Origin of the sequence: Roseomonas sp. 18066, assembly GCF_902706185.1 — a bacterium.
GTDB lineage: Bacteria > Pseudomonadota > Alphaproteobacteria > Acetobacterales > Acetobacteraceae > Pseudoroseomonas.
The window spans coordinates 1-20907 of sequence record NZ_CACSJM010000036.1 but is presented as its reverse complement, the minus strand read 5'-3'; the positions used below and the strand labels follow the sequence as shown (position 1 = coordinate 20907).

Genomic DNA, 20907 nt, shown 5'->3' with positions numbered 1-20907 from the left:
CCTATGGCCCCCCGGGCAGCGATGCAACCGCGGCCCCCGCTCAGGCCGCGATCCGCAAGGCCCCGAAGGCGGCAGCGAAGTTCTGGCGCTCCTCGGCCGACATGTGCAGCCCCCGCTTGGTCCGCCGCCACAGCGCATCCTCGGCCGAGCGCACCCATTCATGCGCCACCATCCAGTCGAGCTCCCGCTCGGTGATGCCGCCGCCGAGGTCGCGGCCGAGGTCCTCCGCCTGGCGCGCGGTGCCGAGCACCGCCGGCAGGTCGCTGCCATAGCAGCGGAACAGCCGCTGCAGCAGGGCGCCGTCGAGGAAGGGATAGCGCGCGGCCAGGTCGGACAGCAGGCCGGTGGCATCGCGCCCGCCGAAATCGCCGCCGGGCAGGGGCGGGCCGCTGGTCCAGGCCGGGCGCGGCTGGCCCAGGGCCTGGCAGAGCTGCGTCGTCGCATCCTCGGCCAGGCGGCGGAAGGTGGTGATCTTGCCGCCGAAGACCGAGAGCAGCGGCGCGCCGTCATGGTCCAGCTTCAGCACGTAGTCGCGGGTGACGGCGGAGGGGTTCTCGGCGCCGTCGTCATGCAGCGGCCGCACGCCGGAATAGGTCCAGACGATATCGGCCCGGGTGACGGGCTTGCGGAACTGCCGCGACACCGCGCGGCACAGATAGTCCTGCTCGTCCTCCGTGCAGCGCGGCGGGCCGGAGGCCGGGTCGTGCGGCACGTCCGTCGTGCCGATCAGCGAGAAGCGGCCCTCATAGGGGATGACGAAGACGACGCGGCGGTCGTCATTCTGCAGGATATAGGCCTGGTCGCCGTCATGCAGGGCGGGGACGACGATGTGGCTGCCGCGCACCAGGCGGATGCGGTCGGGGGCGGGCACGCCGGCCGCGCCGAGGGCCTGCATCACCCAGGGGCCGGCCGCATTGGCGATGGCCCGGGCCCGGACCTGCCGCTCGGTCCCGTCGGCGTCGCGCAGCCGCGCGGTCCAGCCCGCGGCGTCGCGGCTGGCGCCGAGGAACTCGGTGCCCACCATGATCCGGGCGCCCCGCGCCGCGGCGTCGCGGGCGTTCAGCACCACCAGGCGGGAATCCTCGACCCAGGCGTCCGAATAGGCGAAGCCGTGCCGGGCGTCGTCGTTCAGCGGCGCGCCCCAGGTGTGCTTCCTGAAATCCAGCGACTGGCTGGCGGGGAGCGTCACCCGCTTCGCCAGGTGATCGTACAAGAAGAGACCGGCGCGCAGCATCCAGCGCGGGCGCATCTCCGGCGCATGCGGCAGGACGAAGCGCATCGGCCAGGCGATATGCGGCGCGAGGCGCAGCAGCACCTCGCGCTCCGCCAGGGCCTCGCGCACCAGGCGGAACTCGTGGTGCTCCAGATAGCGCAAGCCGCCATGGATCAGCTTGGAGGAGGCCGAGGAGGTGGCGCCGCCCAGGTCGCCGCGCTCGACCAGCGCCACCGACAGGCCGCGCCCCGCCGCGTCGCGGGCGATGCCGGCGCCGTTGATGCCGCCGCCCACCACCAGCAGGTCGAAGGCGTCGCGCATCAGAGCAGCCTCGCGCGGATGCGGGTGACGATGACCTCGGCCAGCAGCACCACGGCCAGGATGGCCAGCAGCACGGTGGCCACCCGCTCCCACTGGAAGAAGTTGATGGCATCGTCCAGCACCAGGCCGATGCCGCCGGCGCCGACCAGGCCCAGCACGGCGCTCTCGCGCACATTGATGTCCCAGCGGAACAGCGCGATGCCCCAGAAGGCCGGCTGCACCTGCGGCCAGACGCCCTTCAGCATCTCGCCACCCCAGCTGGCGCCGGCGGCGCGCAGCGCCTCGCGCGGGCCGTGGTCGGTCTCCTCCAGCGCTTCCGACAGCAGCTTGCCGACGAAGCCCACCGAGCGGAAGGCGATGGCGAAGACGCCGGCCGCGGCGCCGGGGCCGAAGATGGCGACGAAAAGCAGCGCCCAGACCAGCGAGTTGACCGAGCGCGACGCCACCAGCCCGAGCTGCGCCAGGGTGTTCAGCGGCCGGATCGGGCAGATGTTGCGCGCCGCCATCAGCGCCAGCGGCACCGCCAGGGTGAAGCAGAAGACGGTGCCCAGCGTCGCGATATGCAGCGTCTCGATCAGCGCGTCATGCACCGCCGGATAGTAATGCGCGATGTCGGGCGGCCACATCCGCACCAGCAGGTCGGCCATCTGCTCCGGCGCGTCCTCGAGGAACTCCGGGATGATGTCGATGCTGCGCACCGCCCAGGCGACGGCGGCGACGATGACCAGCCAGACCAGCCAGCGGCTGATGCGCTGGGCGGCGGTCAGCCGGGTCCATTCGCGCCGCAGCGGCGCCACGGGATCGTGCTTGGCAGCAGGGATGGCGTTCATCGCAGGGCGGCCCGGACGCGGCCGGAGATGATCTCGGCCAGGAAGATGAGGGCGATGATGGACAGCAGGATGGCGGCGACGAAGTCGTAGTCGAAGCGCTTGAAGGCGGCGAAGAGCGTGCCGCCGATGCCGCCGGCGCCGACGATGCCGACCAGCGTCGAGTTCCGCAGGTTGCTGTCCAGCTGGTAGAGGCAGAAGCCGATGAAGCGCGACGCCACCTGCGGCAGCACCGCATAGGCGATGACCTTCAGCGCGCTGGCGCCGGTCGCGCGGATGGCTTCCACCTGCTTCATCGAGATTTCCTCGATGGCCTCGGCGAAGAGCTTGGCGATGAAGCCGATCGAGGCCACCACCAGCGCCGCCGTCCCCGCCAGCGCGCCGAAGCCGATCGCCTTGACGAAGAGGATGGCGACGATGACGTAGTGCAGCGAGCGGCAGACGGCGATCACCGCGCGCACCGGCCCGGCCACGAACCAGGGCGACAGGTTTCTCGCGGCAAGAAGCCCCAGCGGCAGCGACAGAAGAATGCCGATGGCCGAGGCCAGCACGGCGATCTGCAGGGATTCCAGCAGGCCTTCCAGCAGCAGCGACCAGCGCTCGAAATTCGGCGGCACCATGCGGGCCAGCAGCTTGCCGCCCTCGCCCATGCCATGCGCGACGCGGTCCCAGGTCAGGCCCAGCCGGCTGGAGGCCCAGACCGTGTAGGCGAGCAGCAGCAGCAGCGCGATGCGCATCGGCCAGTTCGGCGCGAAGGCGACGCGCCGGGTCGGGGAGGGGGAGGTGGTGGCGCTCACATCCAGTCCTCGCCGCCATAGATGGCGCGCAGATGATGCGTCTCCAGCTGCTCCGGCGGGCCGTCGAAGATGACGCTGCCGCCCGACATGCCGACGATGCGCCGGGCATAGCGCTTGGCCAGATCGACGTTGTGGATGTTGATGATGACGGGCACGCCCTCGGCGGCCGTCAGCCTGGTCAGCAGCTCCAGCACCTCTACCGCCGTGCGCGGGTCGAGCGAGGAGGTCGGCTCGTCGGCCAGCAGGATGTCGGGGCGCTGCATCAGCGCGCGGGCGATGCCGACGCGCTGGCGCTGGCCGCCGGAGAGCGCATCGGCGCGGCGCGTCGCATGCTCCGGCAAGCCCACGGCATCGAGCAGCATGAAGGCGCGCTCGATATCGGCGGCGGGGTATTTGCGCAGCCAGGCGCGCCACAGCGGCACATAGCCGAGCCGGCCGCTGAGCACGTTCTCCATGACCGACAGCCGCTCGACCAGGTTGTATTCCTGGAAGACCATGCCGATGCGCCGGCGGGCCAGGCGCAGCCCGCGCCCGCTGAGCCCGGTCAGCTCCTCGCCATGCAGCTTGATCGAGCCGCGCGTCGGCTCGACCAGGCGGTTGATGCAGCGGATCAGGGTCGACTTGCCGGTGCCGGAGGGGCCGATGATGGCGGTGATGCCCTCGGCCGGCACCGCCAGGTCGACGCCCCGCAGCACCGGCTTGCCGGCGACGTACTCCTTGACGAGGCCCCGGATTTCCAGGGCGCTCGCCAGACCGGCAGCCGGTGCCGAAGCGGTCATGCTAGCAGACATCTTCTTCCCGAACTTACGGCTTGGGGGTCGCGGGGGCAGCGCCGGTCGGCGCCACATGGGTGGGCGCCGCCGGCTGCTGGCTCTGGGCGCGCTTGCGGGCCTCGGCCTCCAGCTCGCGGCGGCTCTCGGCATCGAAGGCGGCGCGGTTGTAGGGGGCGTTCACCGCATCGGCGACGGCGCGGACCGGGGCCCATTGCTCGGCATAGGTCGCCGGCCAGAAGCGGTCATTGCCGCCCAGGTCGCGTGCCATCTGCTCGGGGAAGCGGTATTCCAGGAAGCATTGGCGGATCTTCTCCGCCAGCTCCGGGCGCAGGTCATGGGCCAGGGCGAAGCCGCTGGTCGGGAAGGGCTCGCTCTCCCACAGCACGCGGAAATTCTCGCGCTTCACCTGGCCGCGCGCGACCATGCGGGTCCAGACGTCGGAGGCCACCGGCGCCGCGTCGTAGTCGCCGGCATTGACGCCCATCACGCTGCGGTCATGGCCGCCGGAATAGAGCACCTGGTAGTCCTGCTCGGGCCTCAGCCCGAGGCCGGGGAAGAAGGCGCGCGGCGCCAGGTTGCCGGAATTCGAGGTGGCCGAGGTATGGGCGACGCGCTTGCCGCGCAGGTCGGCGAGCGTCTGGTACGGGCTGTCGGCGCGCACCAGCATGACCACCTTGTAGCTCTCGTAGCCGGTGGCATCGCCCTTGACCGCGAAGGGGATGGCGCCGGCCAGGTTCACCGCGAAGGCGGTCGGGCCGGTGGAGAAGCCCGCGACATGCAGCCGGCCGGAGCGCATCGCCTCGACCTGCGCCGCGTTCGAGGTCACCTGGAAATACACCGCGCGCTTGCCGGTGCATTTGGTCAGGTGGTCGAGGAAGGGGCGGAACTGGCTGGCATAGAGCGCCGGATCCTCGACGGGCGTGTAGGTGAAGACGATGGTCGAGGGGTCGCGCAGCTTCGACGGTTCGGTCGGCGCATCGGCCACCATGTCGCGGTTGGCGTCGCAGAAGGCCTCGTCGAGCGCGCCGCGGAAGGCGCAGGCCTGCTGCGCCGCGGCCGGCGCGGCGGAAAGGCCGAGGCAGAGCGCCAGGGCTGAGCTGGCGAGCAGGATGGTCTTCATGCGGCGGTTTCCTCCAGGACGGCGCCGCGCGCCTTAAGCAGCGCGTCGGCGAATTCGGCGAAGCCCGCGCCGCCTTCGGCACGGGTGACATAGGCCGGCGGCGTGGTCATGCCGGCCAGGAAGGGGGCGACATTGGCGACGCCCACCGAGCAGGGCACGGCGGCGAAGAGCGGCGCGTCGTTCAGGCTGTCGCCGATAAAGGCCACGCGCGACGCCAGCTGCGCGAATTCGCCGAAGCGGGCGGCGAAGAAGGCCTCGATCCCGGCGCGCTTGTCCCAGGCGCCGATCCAGGCATTGACGTGGATCGAGGAGACCTTGGCCTCCGCGCCCCCGGCGCGGAAGACGCGGGCGATGGCCTCGGCGGCGTCGAGCCCGAGCGGCCCGGCATCCTCGCAGAAGTCGATGGCCATGTCGAAGAGACGGAAGGGCTGGTCGGCGGCGATGGCGGCGCCCGGCACGGCGGCGAGCGCGGCCTGGGCCAGCGCCTCCAGCCCGGCGCGGCGCAGCCGGCGCTCGGCCTCGGGCTGCGCCTGCCAGCGCAGCATCCGCCGCGCGTCGCGGTCCAGCGCGTACCACAGCGCGCCATTCTCGCCGACCACGCCGGCCACCGGCCAGTGGCGGGCGATGGCGTCGCACCAGCCGGCCGGGCGGCCGGTCACCGGCACCACGGCGATGCCGGCGGCGTCCAGCGCTTCCAGCGCGGCATAGGCGGCGGCGGGCAGCCTGCCGTCGCTGGTCAGCGTGTCGTCGATATCGGTCAGCACCCAGCGGAGCCCGGCGAGCTCAGCCTGGGGGGCGACGGCGAGGGGCCGCGGCCGGGCGGATTCTTGTGTCATATACATGTTGCACTTGCCACTATCCGATGTGGCAGGTCAAACATGTTTTTTACAGTTCTGTGGCAATCGTCAGCCGCAGCCCGCGCTGCCCCAAAGCGGCGGCCAGCGGCACCGGCGGATCGGCCTCGGTGACCAGGTCGGTGATCTCGGCGGCAGGGCAGACGCGCTCCAGGAAGACCCGGCCGAATTTCGAGCTGTCGACCAGCAGCACCCGCCGCTCGCCGCGTTCCAGCATGGCGCGCTTGACCCAGGCGGCGCGGCTTTCCGCCTCGGTCGGGCCTTCCTCGGCCAGACCCGAGGCGCCGATCACCGCGAGGTCGACATTGAAGCGGCGCAGGAAGGCATGGGTCTCGGCGCCATAGAGGCCGCGCTCCACCAGGCTGAGCTCGCCGGGGGCCACCAGCACGCGCAAGGCCTCGCTGGCGCCGGCGGCCAGCGCCGCGTCCAGGCTGTTGGTCAGCAGCGTCGCCCGCACGCCGCGGGCGGCGAGAGCCCGGGCGAAATGCGTCGTGGTGCTGCCGGCATCGAGCATCACCACGGCGCCATCCTCGACCAGGGCGGCGGCGGCGCGGCCGATGCGGGCGCGCTCGGCCACCAGCACCTGCTCGCGCTGGCTGAGCTCCGGCTGGATGGCGGAATGCGAGGCCGAGGCGCCGCCATAGGTCCGCCGCACCATGCCGCGGGCCGAAAGGTCCTCGATGTCGCGCCGCACCGTCTCGGTCGAGACCGCGAATTTTTCCGCCAGCGTGCTGATGCGGACCAGGGGGTCGGTGGACAGCGCCTCCAGGATCGCGGCGTGGCGGGCGGGCTTGCCGAGGGCATGGGTGTTGCGAGGGGCCATGGGTTGCAAACTGCCACATTCTTCCGCCGCTTCCCAGCCATGGATGTGGGACTTCGCAGATCCGGCGCCGGTTCCCAGCCTGCCCCGCCTCCGATAAGCTCGGCGCCGCAACAAAGCCCCCTCAAGGGGCGCGCAGGAGGAAGCATGCCCCAGAAACCCGCGGCCGAGCCCACGGCGCGCGCGATGCGCGTCTTCCTCACCCATACCGAGGCCGAGTTCGACGGTTATTACGGCGACCGCGCCCTGGCGGCGCTGTCGCGCCATGCCCAGGTGGTGCGCAACACCTCCGGCCGGGTGCTGGCCGGGGCCGAGCTCGCCGCCGCCGCCGCCGGCTGCCAGGCCATCGTCGCCGGCCGCGCCACCCCCGGCACCGCCGAGACCTTCGCCGCCGCGCCCGGGCTGCAGGCCTTCCTGCGGGTGGCCGTGGACATCAGCACCATCGACGTCGCCGCCGCCTCGGCCGCGGGCGTGCTGGTGACGCGGGCGACGCCGGGCTTCGTCGACGCGGTGGCCGAGCTGGGCTTGGGCATGATGCTCGACCTGGCGCGCGGCACCTCGCGCTACGCGGCGGCCTTCCATGCCGGGCAGCAGCCGAAGCCCTTCCTCGGCCGGCAGCTGGGCGGCAGCACGCTGGGGCTGATCAGCCATGGCCGCATCGCGCGCCGGCTGGCGGTGCTGGCGCGGGCGGTGGGGATGCATGTGCTGGTGCATGACCCGGTGCCGCAGCCGGATGTCAGCGTCATGCGCCTGGAGCCGCTGCTGGCCGAATCCGATTTCGTCGTCTGCCTGGCGCCCTCGACGCCCGAGACCTACGAGCTGATGAACGCCGAGCGCTTCGCCTGCATGCGTCCCGGCAGCTTCTTCCTCAATCTCGCCCGGGGCGAGCTGGTGGAGGACGCGGCGCTGCTCGCCGCGCTGGAAAGCGGGCGGCTGGCCGGCGCCGCGCTGGATGTCGGCCGCGCGCCGGACCAGATGCCGGCGCTGGCCTTGGCGCGGCATCCGCGGGTGGTGGCGACGCCGCATATCGGCGGCCTGACCCGCGCCGCCACCGAGCACCAGGCGATGGACACCGTCCAGCAGATCGCGGCCCTGGCCGAAGGGCGGCTGCCGGAAGGCGCGGTGAATGCGGAAGCCGCGTTCCGCCTGAAGCAGACCGAAAAGAACTAGCGCAGCCCGGCGAGGTTGCGGTCGAGATCGGCCGGCGCCTCGCCGCGCAGCACCCGGCCGGCGGCGATGCGCAGCCGGCAGATCAGCCCGTCCGGCTGCCATTGCAGCTCGACGCTGCCGCCCAGCTGGCGGGTGACCGTGTTCTCCACCACGCGCAGCCCGAAGCCGCGCCGCGCCGGGGGGGTGACCGTGGGGCCGTGATGCTCGTGCCAGGACAGGCTGAGCACGCCGCCCTGCACCAGCCAGGACAGCACCACCTGGCCCTGGCCGCGCGACAGCGCGCCATGCTGCGCCGCATTGGTCGCCAGCTCGTGCAGCACCATCGACAGCGGCTGCACCGCATGCGGCGCCAGATCGACGGCCTGGCCGCGCAGCAGGACATGGCCGCTCTCGACATGGCCGCCCAGCGTCTCGCGGGCCAGCGCGAAAAGCTCGCTGCCATCCCAGCGTTCCCGCGCCAGCAGCGTGTGCGCCCGGGCCAGCGCCGCGACGCGGCCCTGCACGGCGGCGGCGAAATGCGCGGGGTCGTCGGCGCGGCTCATCTTCAGCAGCGACTGCACCACGGTCAGCACGTTGCGCGCGCGGTGGTCGACCTCGGAGACCAGCAGCTTCTCGCGCTCCATCGCGGCTTGCGCGTCGGTCACGTCCATCACCACGCCGGACAGGCGCAGCGGCTCGCCGCTCGGGCTGCGCTCCATCACCGCGCCCTGGGATTGCAGCCAGCGGATGCGGCCATCCGGCCAGACGGCGCGGCAGGCCACCTCGAAGACGCCGCTGCCGGCCGGATCCAGCCCGCCATGCATCGCCTGGGCCAGGCGGTCGCGATCCTCCGGATGGGTCGCCGCCAGCAGGCTGGGCAGGTCGCGCAGGGTGCCGGCGGGATGGCCATACAGCGCCTCCCGCCCGCGCGATCCGGTCAGGCTGTCGGTCGCCGCCTCCCATTCCCAGGTGGCGATGCGCGCCGCCTTCAGGGCGCGGGCCAGCCGCGCCTCGCTCTCGGCCAGCGCCCGCTCGCGCGCGCGCAGGGTGATGCTGGCCGCCGCCATGGCGGTGCCGACGGCGTGCAGCTCCTCGATCGGCGCCTGCGGCGTCACCACCGGGTCGCCGCGGCCGAGCGCATGCGCGGCCTGGGCCAGCGCCCGCACCGGCCGCGCGATGCCGCGGGCGAAGAGCACGGCCAGCCCCGCCGCCAGCGCCACCAGCCCGGCCGCGGCCAGCCCCAGCAGCAGCAGAGATTGCTGCAGCGCGCCCTCGCTCTGCGCCAGCGGCACCAGCACGCTGGCGCGCCAGCCGGTGGCCTGCAGCATGACATAGGCCAGCATCACCTGCTGGCCATCCAGCGCCTCCGTCATCCAGACGCCGCTCGGCCCCGGATTGTGCCGCTGCGCCTCGAAGGGCGTCGGCCGGCCGAGGAATTCGTCATGCCGGAAGCTGCGGGCGACGACGGTGCCGCCGGCATCGACCAGGTTGCCGATCCAGCCGCGCGGCAGCGGCACGCCGGCCAGGGTCTGGCGGAACGACTCCGGCCGCATCAGCAGCCACAGCAGCCCGCGCAGCTCGTTCTGGTTCAGCGCGTTGGGGCGCAGCACCGGCACCGCCAGCAGCACCGCCTGCCCCTCGTCGCCGGGCAGCGGCAGCAGCGCGGAAATCGCCGGCTGGTGGTCGCGCAGCACGCGCTGCTCGACCGCGGCGATGCCGGTCGCGACGGCGGCGGGCAGGGTGTCGCCGGCGCCGCCGCGCGGCGGCTGCAGGGTGACGCTGCCGCCCAGCAGCCGCGCCACCGCGTCCAGCTGCGGCGCGATGGCCTCGGCATCGGGCGGGTCCAGCGCCGGCGCCTCGGCCAGCACCTGCAGCGCGGCGATGCGGCGCGCCATGGTCTGCTCGACGCGGCCGGCGATGATGCGCGCCTGCTCCTGCGCCTGGCGGCGCTGCATGTCGCGCTCGGCATCGACATAGGCATGGGTCAGCGCGGCGGCGAGGATGACGATGGGCGCCAGCAGCACGAAGCTGAGCAGGGCCAGGTGGGAGGCCAGCGGCGTCCTGCCGCGACCGCGCGCCAGGGCCCGGAGCGGCATGGGTTAGGGTTCGTCCCAGGGAACGGCGGGGCGACCGGGCCCTGCCGCGTGGCTCTTGGACGTCACCGCGCCTCCTTCCGCCGGTGGCCCGCCGGAGATCGGCCAGGCCCTTCGCTGTCTGCAACAGACTGCACTGTTGCGATATCGATACGCAATGCCCGTGAAAGCCGTGTTTTTAGACGATCTGCGCACGACCTTCGGCGATGGCGCCGCGCATCCGCGCGATGGCGCCCGGCAAACCCTCGAAAATCGCAGCGCCGATCAGGAAATGGCCGATGCTGACCTCGACGATCTGCGGGATGGCTGCGATGCCGATCACGCTAACGTAATCCAGCCCGTGGCCGGCGTGACAGGACAAACCGGCGGCCTCGGCCGCGCGCGCGCCCGCGGCCAGCCGCGCCAGCAGCGGGCCGCGCGCCTCCGGCGCCGCATCGGCATAGGTGCCGGTGTGCAGCTCCACCGCCTGGGCGCCGAGCCGGGCGCAGGCCTCGATCTGCGCCGCATCCGGCTCGACGAAGATCGAGACCTCGACGCCTTCGCCCGCCAGCCGGCGGATCGCCTCGCCGAGCCCAGGGCCCGCGCGCAGCACGTCGAGCCCGCCTTCCGTGGTCAGCTCCTGCCGCTTCTCCGGCACGATGCAGCAGGCCGCCGGGCGCAGCGCGGCGCAGAGCCCGACCATCTCGTCGGTCGCCGCCATCTCGAAATTCAGCCGCAGGCCGGGCTCGGCATGGATGCGCCGCAGATCCTCGTCGCGGATATGGCGGCGATCCTCGCGCAGATGCAGCGTCACCCCGTCGGCGCCGGCCGCCAGGCTGGTGCGCGCCGCCTGCAGCGGGCAGGGGAAGCGGCCGCCGCGCGCGTTGCGCAGGGTGGCGACGTGATCGACATTGACCGAGAGGCGCAGCGGCTTCACGCGGGCTTCCTTTCCAGGCGATGCGCGGCGAGCTCGGCCGCGAGGCGAAGGGCGGCGACCAGGCTGCCGGCATCGGCACGGCCCTGGCCGGCGATGTCCAGCGCCGTGCCATGGTCCGGGCTGGTGCGCACCACGCCGAGATTGAGCGTCACATTGACCCCGCCCGCCATGTCCAGCGTCTTCACCGGGATCAGCGCCTGGTCGTGATACATGCCCAGCGCCACGTCGTAGCCGGCGCGGGCATGCGGGGTGAACAGCGTGTCGGCCGGGAAGGGGCCGCGCGCATCGATGCCCTCCGCGCGCAGCCGGGCGATGGCGGGGGCGATGATGTCGCGGTCCTCGAGCCCCATGGTGCCGGCCTCGCCGGCATGCGGGTTGAGGCCGCACAGCGCGAGGCGCGGGCTGGCGATGCCGAAGTCGCGCGACAGCCCCGCCGCCGTCGCCCGCGCCACCGCGATGATCTTTTCCGGCGTCAGGCTGTCGATGGCGCTGCGCAGGGACTGGTGGATGGTCACCGGCACGGCGCGCAGCCCGGCAGCGGCCAGCAGCATCACCGGCGGGCCGTCGCCCGGGGCCAGGGCGGCGAGGAACTCGGTATGGCCCGGATAGGCGAAGCCGGTGCCGGTCAGCACCGATTTCTGGATCGGGTTGGTCACCACCGCCGCGGCCGCGCCGGATTGCGCCAAAGCGACAGCGCGCTCGATGGAGGCGATGACCGCGGGCGCGTTGCGCGGGTCGAGCTGTCCGGGCACCGCCGGCACCGCCAATGGCAGCGGCAGCACCGGGATGGCGTCGGGAAAGATCGCGGCGGCCTCGGCCGGATCGGCGATCTCCCGCCAGGGCGCGTCGCCCAGCAGCGCCGGATCGCCGATGTACAGAAAGAAAGGCCCGTCCTGCCGGAGAGCCTTCCAGGCACCGAAGGAAATCTCGGCGCCGATGCCGGCGGGCTCGCCCATGGTCAGGGCGAGGGGCGATGTCAGCGGCATGGCAGGACCCGATCCAGGCGAGGCGACCCGCCCATGGGCGGCCCGGCGGCCGCTTTCGTCAAGCCGCGGCGTCCGGAAAAATCAGGGCAGGCCGGAAAATGTGTCGCAGGCGGCGAAGTCGCCCCGCTGCATTCCGGTGCGGAACCACTGCGCCCGTTCGGCGGCGGTCAGCGGCGCCGGCGCCTGGGGCACCACCGCCGCCGAGGCCGGCTCGGTCGCATTGGTCGCGGCCGGCGGCGATGCGGGCCGGGCGGCATCCTCGCGCATGGCGGCGAAGGCGGCCTCCTGCGCCGCGGTGTCGGCCAGGCCCGTGACCAGCGTGCTGCTCTTGGCCCAGAGCCCGGCGAAGCAATCGGCCTGCAGCTCGACCCGGCGGCGCAGATTGTCGGCGCCGGCGGCATCGGGCGAGCGCGCCTGCAGCCCGCGCACCAGGTCGAGCATGCCCAGCTGCTGCTGCACATGGTGGCCGACCGCATGCGCCAGCAGCAGCGCCACCGTCATGCCGCCGCCATCGCCGCCCTGCGACAGCTTGGCCTGGCGGTCGAGGTCGACATAGATCCGCGCATCGGCCGTGCAATAGAACAGGCCGGAGGGCGCCGGGGCGTTGTCGCAGGCGGTCGGCGCGATGCCATTGGCGAAGATCGGCGCGGCGGGCTGGAAGGTCCGGCCCAGGCTGCGGAACTGCGCCGTCCAGCCGCGGGTGGTGTCCTCCAGCAGGCGGGTGGCGAAGTCCTGCTCCAGCGCGCCGCCGCGGGCCGGGGGCGCGGCGGGCGCTGCCGCCTGCGGCGCGGGGGCGGCGCCGCCGCGGAACAGGCCGACGATGCCCCAGACGGCGAGGACGGGCAGCGCCAGCACCAGGATCAGCAGAAGGATCTGCACCGGCAGGCGCAGGCTGTACCAGATATCCACACCCCGGCGTAACGCGCCATCCAGCCGCATCGGTCATCCCCGTCTTGGTCATAGACTGGGGTCGACCCCCGCGTCCCAGGCCATGGCGGCCCGCAGGGCAGGGGTCAAGGTGCTTTCGCAACCCTCGTCGTGCTGCGCTGCACGCAAAGCAGGCAGGGTTGCGGCGATGTGCCGTGTTGCGGTGCATCAAGGGCCGGAATGCCGCATTTCAAAGCGGCAAGGTGCCACCTGGAGGCTTGCGGCCGGCGCGGCCTCTGCGTAGCGTTTCACTTACAGGAACCGTTGTTCCATTTTTCGGAACCGCCCATGACGACCTTGTCCACGGCCGGCCAGGTGCTGCGCTGCTTCTCCGCCCGGCGGCAGGAACTGACCGTGACCGAGGTCGCGGAGCTGCTGTCGCTGCCCAAGAGCAACGTCTCCCGCCTGCTGCGGGCGATGCGCGAGGCCGGCTTCCTCGAAGGCATCCCCGACAGCCGCGGCTACCGCCCCGGCATCCTGATGTTCGAGCTGGGCCACAGCTATCGCCGCGATTCGGCGCTGGTGGCCCGCGCCCATGCCGCGGTCGGCCGGGTCAGCCGGCAATTCGGCCATAGCGGCTATGTCAGCATCCGCGACGGCGCCGATGTCATCGGCCTGACCTTCCACGAGGGCAGCCGCATGCTGCGCGTCGGCACGCCCGTGGGCCAGCGGCTGCCGGCCTTCGCCGCCGCCTCCGGCCGCTCGCTGCTGGCGCGCCTGCCGGACGAGGAGGTGCGGCGGCTGCATCCCGCCCCCCTGGCGCCGCCCAGCGGCACCGCGCCGCAGGACATGGCCGAGCTGCTGGCGCGGCTCGAGGCGGTGCGGCGCGAGGGCTTCGCCATCGCCACCGACGAGAGCAATCCCGGCGTCGGCAGCATCGCCGTCGCCGTGGCGGGGCGGCAGCCGGGCGAGGATGCCTGCCTCTGCCTCGTCTATCCGCTGAGCCTGGTCGATGCCACCGAGCGCGAGCGCATGATCGCCGCCCTGCTGGCCGAGGCCCGCGAGATCCATGCCAGGCCCGGCGCCGCTGTGCCGGAACGCGCTGGCCTGCGCAGCGCCGCCGCCTGAAGACGATCGAGGAACCTTCCGATGAGCACGATCCCTGCCACCTCTCCCCTGGGCCATCGCTGGCGCATCGGCTTCGACATCGGCGGCACCTTCACCGACTTCATCCTCTATGACGCGGCCGAGGGCAGCGTCCGGCTGCACAAGCGCCTGACCACGCCGCACGACCCCTCGGCCGCCGCCCTGCTCGGGCTGGAGGAGCTGGTGGAGATGGCGGGCCTGCGCCTCGGCGACGTCGGCGAGATCCTGCACGGCACCACGCTGGTCACCAATGCGGTGATCGAGCGCAAGGGGGCAAAGCTCGGCCTGATCACCACCGCCGGCTTCCGCGACATCCTGGAGATGGGCACCGAGCAGCGCTACGACATCTACGATCTTTTCCTGGGCTTCCCGGAGCCGCTGGTGTCGCGGGAGCTGCGCCGCGACGTGCCGGAGCGGATGGACCGCGACGGCAACGTGGTCGATGCGTTGGACGAGGATGCCGTCCGCGTCGCGTTGAAGGAAATGCTGGCCGCCGGCGTCGAGGCGGTCGCGGTCTGCTTCATCAACGCCTATCGCAACCCCGCCCATGAGGCGCGGGTGGGAGAAATCGTCCGCGCCGAATTCCCCGAGCTCGCCGTCTCGCTTTCCGCCGAGGTGGTGGCGGAAATGTGGGAATACCAGCGCTGCGTCACCACCTGCGCCAATGCCTATGTGCAGCCGCTGATGGACCGCTACCTGAAGAAGCTGGAGCGTGAGCTCGCCGCGCGCGGCTTCACCGGCGCGCTGCGGCTGATGCATTCGGCGGGTGGGCTGGTCTCGCCGGCGACCGCCCGGGCCTTCCCGATCCGGCTGCTGGAATCCGGCCCCGCCGGCGGCGGCCTGGCCACCGCCCTGTTCGGCGCGCTGGCCGGCAAGAAGGACGTGATCTCCTTCGACATGGGCGGCACCACCGCCAAGGCCTGCATGGTCGAGGATGGCCGCGTCGAGATCGCGCCGATGCTGGAGGCGGGCCGCGTGCACCGCTTCAGCAAGGGCTCCGGCCTGCCGATCAAGGCGCCGGTGATCGACATGATCGAGATCGGCGCCGGCGGCGGCTCGATCGCGCAGATCGACGCGGTCGGGCTGCTGAAGGTCGGGCCGCATTCCGCCGGCTCCGACCCGGGCCCGGCCTGCTACGGCATGGGCGGCGTGAAGCCCACCGTCACCGACGCCAACCTGGTGCTCGGCTACTACGATCCCGGCTTCTTCCTCGGCGGCCGCATGGCGCTGGACCGCGACGCGGCGCTGCGCGCGGTGGAGACGGTGGCCACGCCGCTGAAGCTCGAGGTGATGGAAGCCGCCTGGGGCATCCACAAGGTCGTGGTCGAGAGCATGGCCGCCGCCGCCCGCGTCCACCTGGTGGAGAAGGGCAAGGACCCGCGCAGCTACGCCATGGTGGGCTTCGGCGGCGCCGGACCCGCGCATGCGGCCGATGTGGCCCGCGCGCTCGGCGTGCGCGAGGTGATCATCCCGCCGGCCTCCGGCGCCGCCTCGGCGCTGGGCTTCCTGGCCGCGCCGCTGTCCTTTGAATTGGCCCGCTCGCTGCCGGTGGAGTTTTCCGACGGCTTCGACGCGGCGCTGGTCAATGGCGTGCTGGACGCCATGGCCGGCGAAGGCCGCGCCCGGCTGCTGGAGGCCGGCGTCGACCCCGCCGCCATCACCATCGAGCGCAGCGCCGACATGCGGCTGGTCGGGCAGATGCACGACATCAACGTGCCGCTGCCGGGCGGCGTGGTCGATGCCGGCAGCCTGGGCGCGATCCGCGCCGGCTTCGCCGCCACCTATGCCGCGCGCTACACCTCGGTCTATGAGGGCGCCCGCCTCGAGGCGATCAATTTCCGCGTCCGCTGCGTGGGTCCCGAGCCGGTGCTGTCGCTGACCGGCGCCGTCGGCGGCGGCGATTCCGCCGAGCGCGTCAAGGGCATGCGCCGCGCCTGGTTCGAGGCCGGCTGGCACGACGCCACCGTCTATGACCGCTACGCCCTGGTCGCCGGCGACCGCATCGCCGGGCCGGCGATCATCGAGGAGCGCGAATCCACCACCATCGTGCCGCCGGGCGACCTGGTCGATGTCGATGCCGGGCTGAACCTGCGCATCACCATCGCCGCCAGCGCCCAGGGCAGCGCGCTGGTGACGCCGGACATGCCGCTGGAAGAGGCCTGCGCCCGCATCGAGGCCGATCCGATCGCGCTCGAGATCATGTGGTCCCGCCTGGTGACGGTCGTCGAGGAGATGTGGCTGACGGTCTGCCGCACCGCCTTCTCGCTGGTCATCTCGGAGAGCCAGGACTTCGCCTGCGAGCTGCTCGACCCCGAGGGCGAGACGCTGGCGCATTCGCCGCGCGCCATGCCGGTGTTCAACCTGACCCTGCCGCGCGCGGTGAAGGCGCTGCTGGCGAAATACCCGGCCGAGACGCTGCAGCCGGGCGACGTGCTGATCACCAACGATCCCTGGCTCTGCGCCGGGCATCTGTTCGACATTGCCATCGTCACGCCGGTCTTCGCCGAGGGCAAGGTGGTCGGGCTGATGGGCACCGTCGGCCATGTCTCCGACATCGGCGGAACCAAGGATTCGCTGCGGGCGCGGGAGATCTTCGAGGAAGGCCTGCAGATCCCGCCGATGAAGCTGTTCGAGGCGGGGCGGCCGAGCGACGCGCTGTTCACGCTGATCCGCGAGAATGTCCGCAACCCTGACCAGGTGCTGGGCGACATCCATTCCTTCGTCGCCGCCAACCGCCTGGGCGCCGAGCGGCTGCTGGCCTTCATGGGCGATTACGGCATGCGCGACCTGCGCGCGCTGGCCACCGTGGTGCAGGGCCGTTCCGAGCGCGCCATGCGCGACGCCATCGCGGCGCTGGCCGACGGCGTCTACGAGGCCGAGATCCGCAACAACCCGCTGGGCACGGTGCTGCGCTATCCGCTGAAGCTGACGGTGGCAGGGGAGGAGATCCACCTGGACTTCGCCGGCGCGCCGCCGCAGCTGCCGCAGGGCGGGCTGAACTGCACGATGAACTACACGGCGGCGCATGCGACCTATCCGCTGAAATGCATGCTGACGCCCGGCGTGCGCGGCAATGCCGGCTGCTACCGCCCGTTCAGCGTCGAGGCGCCGGAAGGCTCGGTGCTCAATGCGCGGCGGCCGGCGGCGGTCAATCTGCGCACCCGCACCGGCTGGTACCTGGCGCCGAATATTTTTCGCGCGCTCGCGGAAGCCGCGCCGGACAAGGTGCAGGCCAATACCGGCCTGCCGATGGCGGCCTATGTCTATGGCCAGGACGCCGAGGGCCGCACCTATTCCGACATGCTGTTCATCGGCGGCGGGCAGGGCGCTTCCTCGGCGCGCGACGGCAAGTCCGGCCTGCTCTGGCCGACCAGCGCGTCCAACACGTCGATTGAGTTGTTCGAAGCGCGGGTGCCCGTCATCGTGCTGGAAAAAACGTATCTGGCGGATAGCGGTGGCCCGGGCGAGCATCGCGGCGGCCTCGGCCAGCGGGTGCGGCTGCGCAAGCTGCGCGAGGACGGGCTGGTCAGCTTCGTCTCGGTCTATCCCGAGGGCGTCGGCAATCCGATCGACGGGCTGTTCGGCGGCCAGGCCGGGCGCGGCGCGCTGGGCCGCGTGGTGGACGCCGCCGGCGCGGTGCTGGAAGATTGCGGCACCGGCCGGCTGGTGCAGGTGCAGGGCCCGGCGCAGATCGTCGAGATCTGCATCAGCGGCGGCAGCGGCTATGGCGACCCGGGCAAGCGCGCGCCCGAGGCCCTGGCGCGCGACCGCCGCCTGGGGCTGGTGAGCGACGAAGGGGCCGCGCGGGATTACGGCGTGGTGGTGGGGCAGCAGGCGGTGCCGGCGTGAACCGGCCCGCAACGGGGGATCTGAGCATGACGGAAATGACGAGGCGCGGCATCCTGGCCGGCAGCGCGGCCGCTGCGGCCCTGCTGCTGGGCGGCACCGGCGCGATGGCGCAGTCGCGCCGCATCCTGGTGCTGACGAGCAACCAGGACATCCCGAATTTCGACCCGCATCTGGCCTCCGGCTATTCCACGGCCTGGATGATGCGCAATGTTTATGACTCGCTGGTGCGCGTCGAAGGCAATCCGCCGAAGCCGGCGCCGCATCTGGCGAGCTCCTGGACCATCTCGCCCGACGGCACCGAATACGTCTTCAAGCTCAATCCTGCCGCGAAGTTCAACGACGGCTCGCCGGTCGATGCCGCCGCCGTGGTCTATTCCTTCGAGCGTCTGCTGCGGCTGAACCGCGGCAATGTCTGGATGATCGCCGGCATCGTGAAGCCCGGCAGCATCGAGGCGGTCGACGCGCAGACCGTGCGCTTCCGTCTGGCCACCGCCTTCGTGCCCTTCCTGCAGGTGCTGCCCTGGATCTGGATCGTCAATCCGAAGCAGGTCGAGGCCAACAAGGCCGAGGATGATGGCCAGGCCTGGCTGCGCGCCAATGTCGCAGGCTCCGGCGCCTTCGCCGTGCGCCGCGCCGAGCCCGGCAACCTCTATGAGCTGGAGCGCGTCGCCGGTAACTGGCGCCAGGGCGGCGGCAATCTCACCGGCGCCATCTGGAAGATCACGCGCGAGACGGCGACGCAGCGGCTGATGATCCAGCGCGGCGAATCGCAGATCGCCCTCGACCTGACCAGCGAGGACATGGACACGCTGAAGAACCGGCCCGGCGTCGACCTGGTGATCGAGCCGGAATACCGCACCTTCCAGATCAAGATGAACACGCGGCACGGCGCCACCATGGACGTCAATCTGCGCCGCGCGATTTCCTGCGCCTTCAACTACCAGGCGATGCTGGATGTCGCCGGCTATGCCGACCTGATGACCGGCCCGCTGCCCGAGAGCATCGACGGCTTCGACAAGACGCTGCAGCCCTGGCGCACGGATCTGGCGCGGGCCAAGGAATTCCTGGCCAAGTCGGCGCATCCGAATGGCGGGATCAAGCTGACCATCACCCATGTCTCGGGCCTCGAGCAGCAGCGGCGCTGGGCGCTGGTGCTGCTGGACAGCCTGCGCGCGCTGAACATCGAGCTGGAGATCCGCTCGGCGATCTGGCCGGATCTGGTGGCCTCCTGCCGCTCGCCGGAGACGCTGTCCGACTTCTTCCCGGTCTATCAGACGGCGAATTACGGCGATGCCGACAACCTGGCCTATGCCGGCTATCACTCGTCGCGCAACGGCAACTGGCAGAACCCGGTCTATCGCAACGAGAAGGTCGATGCGCTGATCACCAGCGCCCGCGCCGAGGCCGATCCGGAGAAGCGCCGCGCCCTCTACGCCGAGTTCCAGCGCATCGTCATGGAAGACGCCTGCGACATCTTCGGCGTGCTGGAGCGGCGCAAGCTGGCGCTGCGCAACACGGTGAAGGGCTTCGCCTTCACCCCCGTCGCGTCCAACGCGCCGGAGCTCTTCCCGCTGTCGCTCGGCTGATCGCGGGGGCCGCCGCATGATCCGCTATATCCTGCGGCGGCTGCTGCTGCTGGTGCCGGTGCTGGTCGGGCTGTCGATGCTGGTCTTCGCCATCGCCCGCCTGCTGCCCGGCGATCCGGTGCGGCTGGCGGCCGGGCCGAACGCCACGCCCGCCGACATCGCCTCGGTGGCCAGGGAGTTCGGCCTCGATCGGCCGCTGCTGGTGCAGTACTGGGACTATGCCAGCGGGCTGCTGCGCGGCGACTGGGGCGTCTCGATCTTCAGCCGCCGCCCGGTGCTGGAGGATCTTTCGACCTATCTGCCCGCGACGCTGGAGCTGGTGCTGGCGGCGATGCTTCTTGCTGTCGCCATCGGCATTCCGGCCGGGCTGATGGCGGCGGTCTATCGCGACCGCTGGCCGGATTTCCTGTCGCGGGCGGTGTCGCTCGGCGCCATTTCCATGCCACGCTTCTTCCTCGGCCTGCTGTTCCAGCTGGGCTTCGCCATGTGGCTGGGCTGGCTGCCGCTGTCGGGCCGCTTTCCGCTGACCGAGGACCCGCCGGCGGCCATCACCGGGCTGCTCACCATCGATGCGCTGCTGACCGGCAACTTCGCCGCGCTCGGCATCGCCTTGCAGCACCTGGCGCTGCCGGCCATCGCCATGTCGCTGTCGCCGCTGGCCACCATCACGCGGATGATGCGCGCCTCGACCATCGAGGTGCTGCAGCAGGACTATGTCACCACCGAACGGGCGCTGGGCCTGTCGCGGGGGAAGATCCTGTTCAAGTATGTGCTGAAGAACGCGGTCTCGGCGACGCTGACCGTGATCGGGCTGTATTTCGGCTGGCTGCTGGGCGGCACGGTGCTGGTGGAGACGGTCTTCGACTGGCCCGGCCTCGGCCTCTACGCCACCCAGGCGGTGCTGACCCAGGATTTCATGCCGATCATCGGCGTCACGCTCTGCATCGGAACGCTTTTCGTGCTGGTCAATCTGCTGGTCGACCTGGTCTATGGCCTGCTGAACCCGCGGGTGCGGCTGCGATGAGCGAGCGCCTGCGCCGCGGTCTCTACCGCTTCCGCCGCAGCTGGGTTTCTGTCCTCGGCCTCGGCATTGTCTTGCTGCTGCTGGTCATCGCGGTGCTGGGGCCGGCGATCGTGCCGCATCCCGAGCATGTCGCCGGGCTGGTGCAGACCGGCACGCGCTTCCAGCCGCCATCCTCCGCCTGGTGGTTCGGCACCAACGAGGTCGGCCAGGACGTCTTCTCCCTGACGCTGGCGGGGACGCGGGTGTCGCTGCTGGCGGGGATGGCGGTGGTCATCGTCGGCGCCGGCATCGGCATCTTCGTCGGCGCCATCGCCGGCTTCTTCGGCGGCTGGCTGGATGAGGGGCTGATGCGCCTCTCCGACCTGATGCTGACCGTGCCCAGCCTGATCCTGGCCATGGCCGTCGCCGCCGCGCTCGGCCCGGGGACGGGCAACATGATCTTCGCCATCGCGCTGTCCTGGTGGCCCGGCTACGCCCGCCTCGTCCGCGGCGAGGTCATGGCCAAGAAGGAAGAGCAGTTCGTGACGGCGGCGACGGCCATGGCCAGGATCAGGCTGGGAACGGTC

General features: G+C 71.8%; 17 protein-coding genes. 6 read left to right on the top strand and 11 right to left on the bottom strand.

The features are described from left to right. Nucleotides 1–40 precede the first annotated feature (40 nt). The 7 genes from glpD to GVN67_RS09775 are packed head-to-tail and all read right to left on the bottom strand — an operon-like array spanning nt 41 to nt 6728. A complete protein-coding gene (gene glpD, locus GVN67_RS09805; RefSeq protein WP_159995294.1) occupies nt 41–1534 on the bottom strand; it encodes a glycerol-3-phosphate dehydrogenase in 1494 nt (497 codons plus the stop codon). Then, on the bottom strand, nt 1534–2364 hold the full coding sequence (gene phnE, locus GVN67_RS09800) for a phosphonate ABC transporter, permease protein PhnE (RefSeq protein ID WP_159995292.1): 831 nt from the start codon (nt 2362–2364) through the stop codon (nt 1534–1536). The genes glpD and phnE (GVN67_RS09800) overlap by 1 nt, the downstream gene beginning before the upstream one ends. Beyond that, nucleotides 2361–3158 (bottom strand): phosphonate ABC transporter, permease protein PhnE, encoded by a 798-nt coding sequence (phnE, locus tag GVN67_RS09795; RefSeq protein WP_159995281.1) that lies wholly within the window; start codon nt 3156–3158, stop codon nt 2361–2363. The genes phnE (GVN67_RS09800) and phnE (GVN67_RS09795) overlap by 4 nt, the downstream gene beginning before the upstream one ends. Beyond that, complete coding sequence (phnC, locus tag GVN67_RS09790) at nt 3155–3937, bottom strand: phosphonate ABC transporter ATP-binding protein (protein WP_408906350.1); 783 nt, start codon at nt 3935–3937, stop codon at nt 3155–3157. Before phnC ends, phnE (GVN67_RS09795) begins: the two co-directional genes overlap by 4 nt. Before the next feature lie 25 nt (nt 3938–3962). After that, nucleotides 3963–5051: a phosphate/phosphite/phosphonate ABC transporter substrate-binding protein gene (phnD, locus tag GVN67_RS09785; protein ID WP_159995277.1), complete on the bottom strand. Its 1089-nt coding sequence runs from the start codon at nt 5049–5051 to the stop codon at nt 3963–3965. Continuing rightward, nucleotides 5048–5887 carry an HAD family hydrolase gene (locus GVN67_RS09780; RefSeq protein WP_235035217.1) on the bottom strand — a complete coding sequence of 280 codons (840 nt, stop codon included), beginning with the start codon at nt 5885–5887 and terminating at the stop codon, nt 5048–5050. The genes phnD and GVN67_RS09780 overlap by 4 nt, the downstream gene beginning before the upstream one ends. Nucleotides 5888–5936: 49 nt before the next feature. After that, nucleotides 5937–6728, bottom strand: a complete 792-nt coding sequence (locus GVN67_RS09775) for a DeoR/GlpR family DNA-binding transcription regulator (RefSeq protein ID WP_159995273.1) — start codon at nt 6726–6728, stop codon at nt 5937–5939. 144 nt (nt 6729–6872) lie between these two features. On the opposite strand from GVN67_RS09775, the gene GVN67_RS09770 reads away from it, so the two are divergent. Next, nucleotides 6873–7895, top strand: a complete 1023-nt coding sequence (locus tag GVN67_RS09770; RefSeq protein ID WP_235035216.1) for an NAD(P)-dependent oxidoreductase — start codon at nt 6873–6875, stop codon at nt 7893–7895. Here the strand turns inward: GVN67_RS09770 and GVN67_RS09765 are convergent. The 4 genes from GVN67_RS09765 to GVN67_RS09750 all read right to left on the bottom strand — a co-directional run bounded on the left by GVN67_RS09765 (nt 7892) and on the right by GVN67_RS09750 (nt 12808). After that, on the bottom strand, nt 7892–9970 hold the full coding sequence (locus tag GVN67_RS09765) for an HWE histidine kinase domain-containing protein (protein ID WP_159995271.1): 2079 nt from the start codon (nt 9968–9970) through the stop codon (nt 7892–7894). The genes GVN67_RS09770 and GVN67_RS09765 overlap by 4 nt on opposite strands. A 175-nt stretch (nt 9971–10145) precedes the next feature. Further along, on the bottom strand, nt 10146–10874 hold the full coding sequence (locus GVN67_RS09760) for a pyridoxine 5'-phosphate synthase (RefSeq protein WP_159995329.1): 729 nt from the start codon (nt 10872–10874) through the stop codon (nt 10146–10148). A 5-nt stretch (nt 10875–10879) separates the two neighbouring features. Further along, complete coding sequence (gene pdxA / locus GVN67_RS09755) at nt 10880–11869, bottom strand: 4-hydroxythreonine-4-phosphate dehydrogenase PdxA (protein ID WP_159995269.1); 990 nt, start codon at nt 11867–11869, stop codon at nt 10880–10882. Between the two features lie 81 nt (nt 11870–11950). After that, nucleotides 11951–12808, bottom strand: coding sequence for a neutral zinc metallopeptidase (locus tag GVN67_RS09750; protein ID WP_159995267.1), 858 nt, complete (start codon nt 12806–12808; stop codon nt 11951–11953). A gap of 276 nt (nt 12809–13084) precedes the next feature. Here GVN67_RS09750 and GVN67_RS09745 point away from each other — a divergent pair, with 276 nt between their 5' ends. The 5 genes from GVN67_RS09745 to GVN67_RS09725 all read left to right on the top strand — a co-directional run. Then, nucleotides 13085–13864 (top strand): IclR family transcriptional regulator, encoded by a 780-nt coding sequence (locus GVN67_RS09745; protein ID WP_159995265.1) that lies wholly within the window; start codon nt 13085–13087, stop codon nt 13862–13864. Nucleotides 13865–13885: 21 nt separating this feature from the next. Further along, nucleotides 13886–17731 (top strand): hydantoinase B/oxoprolinase family protein, encoded by a 3846-nt coding sequence (locus GVN67_RS09740; protein WP_159995263.1) that lies wholly within the window; start codon nt 13886–13888, stop codon nt 17729–17731. A gap of 26 nt (nt 17732–17757) precedes the next feature. Further along, nucleotides 17758–19317, top strand: coding sequence for an ABC transporter substrate-binding protein (locus GVN67_RS09735; RefSeq protein WP_159995261.1), 1560 nt, complete (start codon nt 17758–17760; stop codon nt 19315–19317). 16 nt (nt 19318–19333) lie between these two features. Continuing rightward, nucleotides 19334–20341: an ABC transporter permease gene (locus tag GVN67_RS09730; protein WP_159995259.1), complete on the top strand. Its 1008-nt coding sequence runs from the start codon at nt 19334–19336 to the stop codon at nt 20339–20341. After that, on the top strand, nt 20338–20907 hold a 570-nt coding region (locus tag GVN67_RS09725; protein WP_159995257.1), incomplete at its 3' end, for an ABC transporter permease. The genes GVN67_RS09730 and GVN67_RS09725, both read left to right, overlap by 4 nt.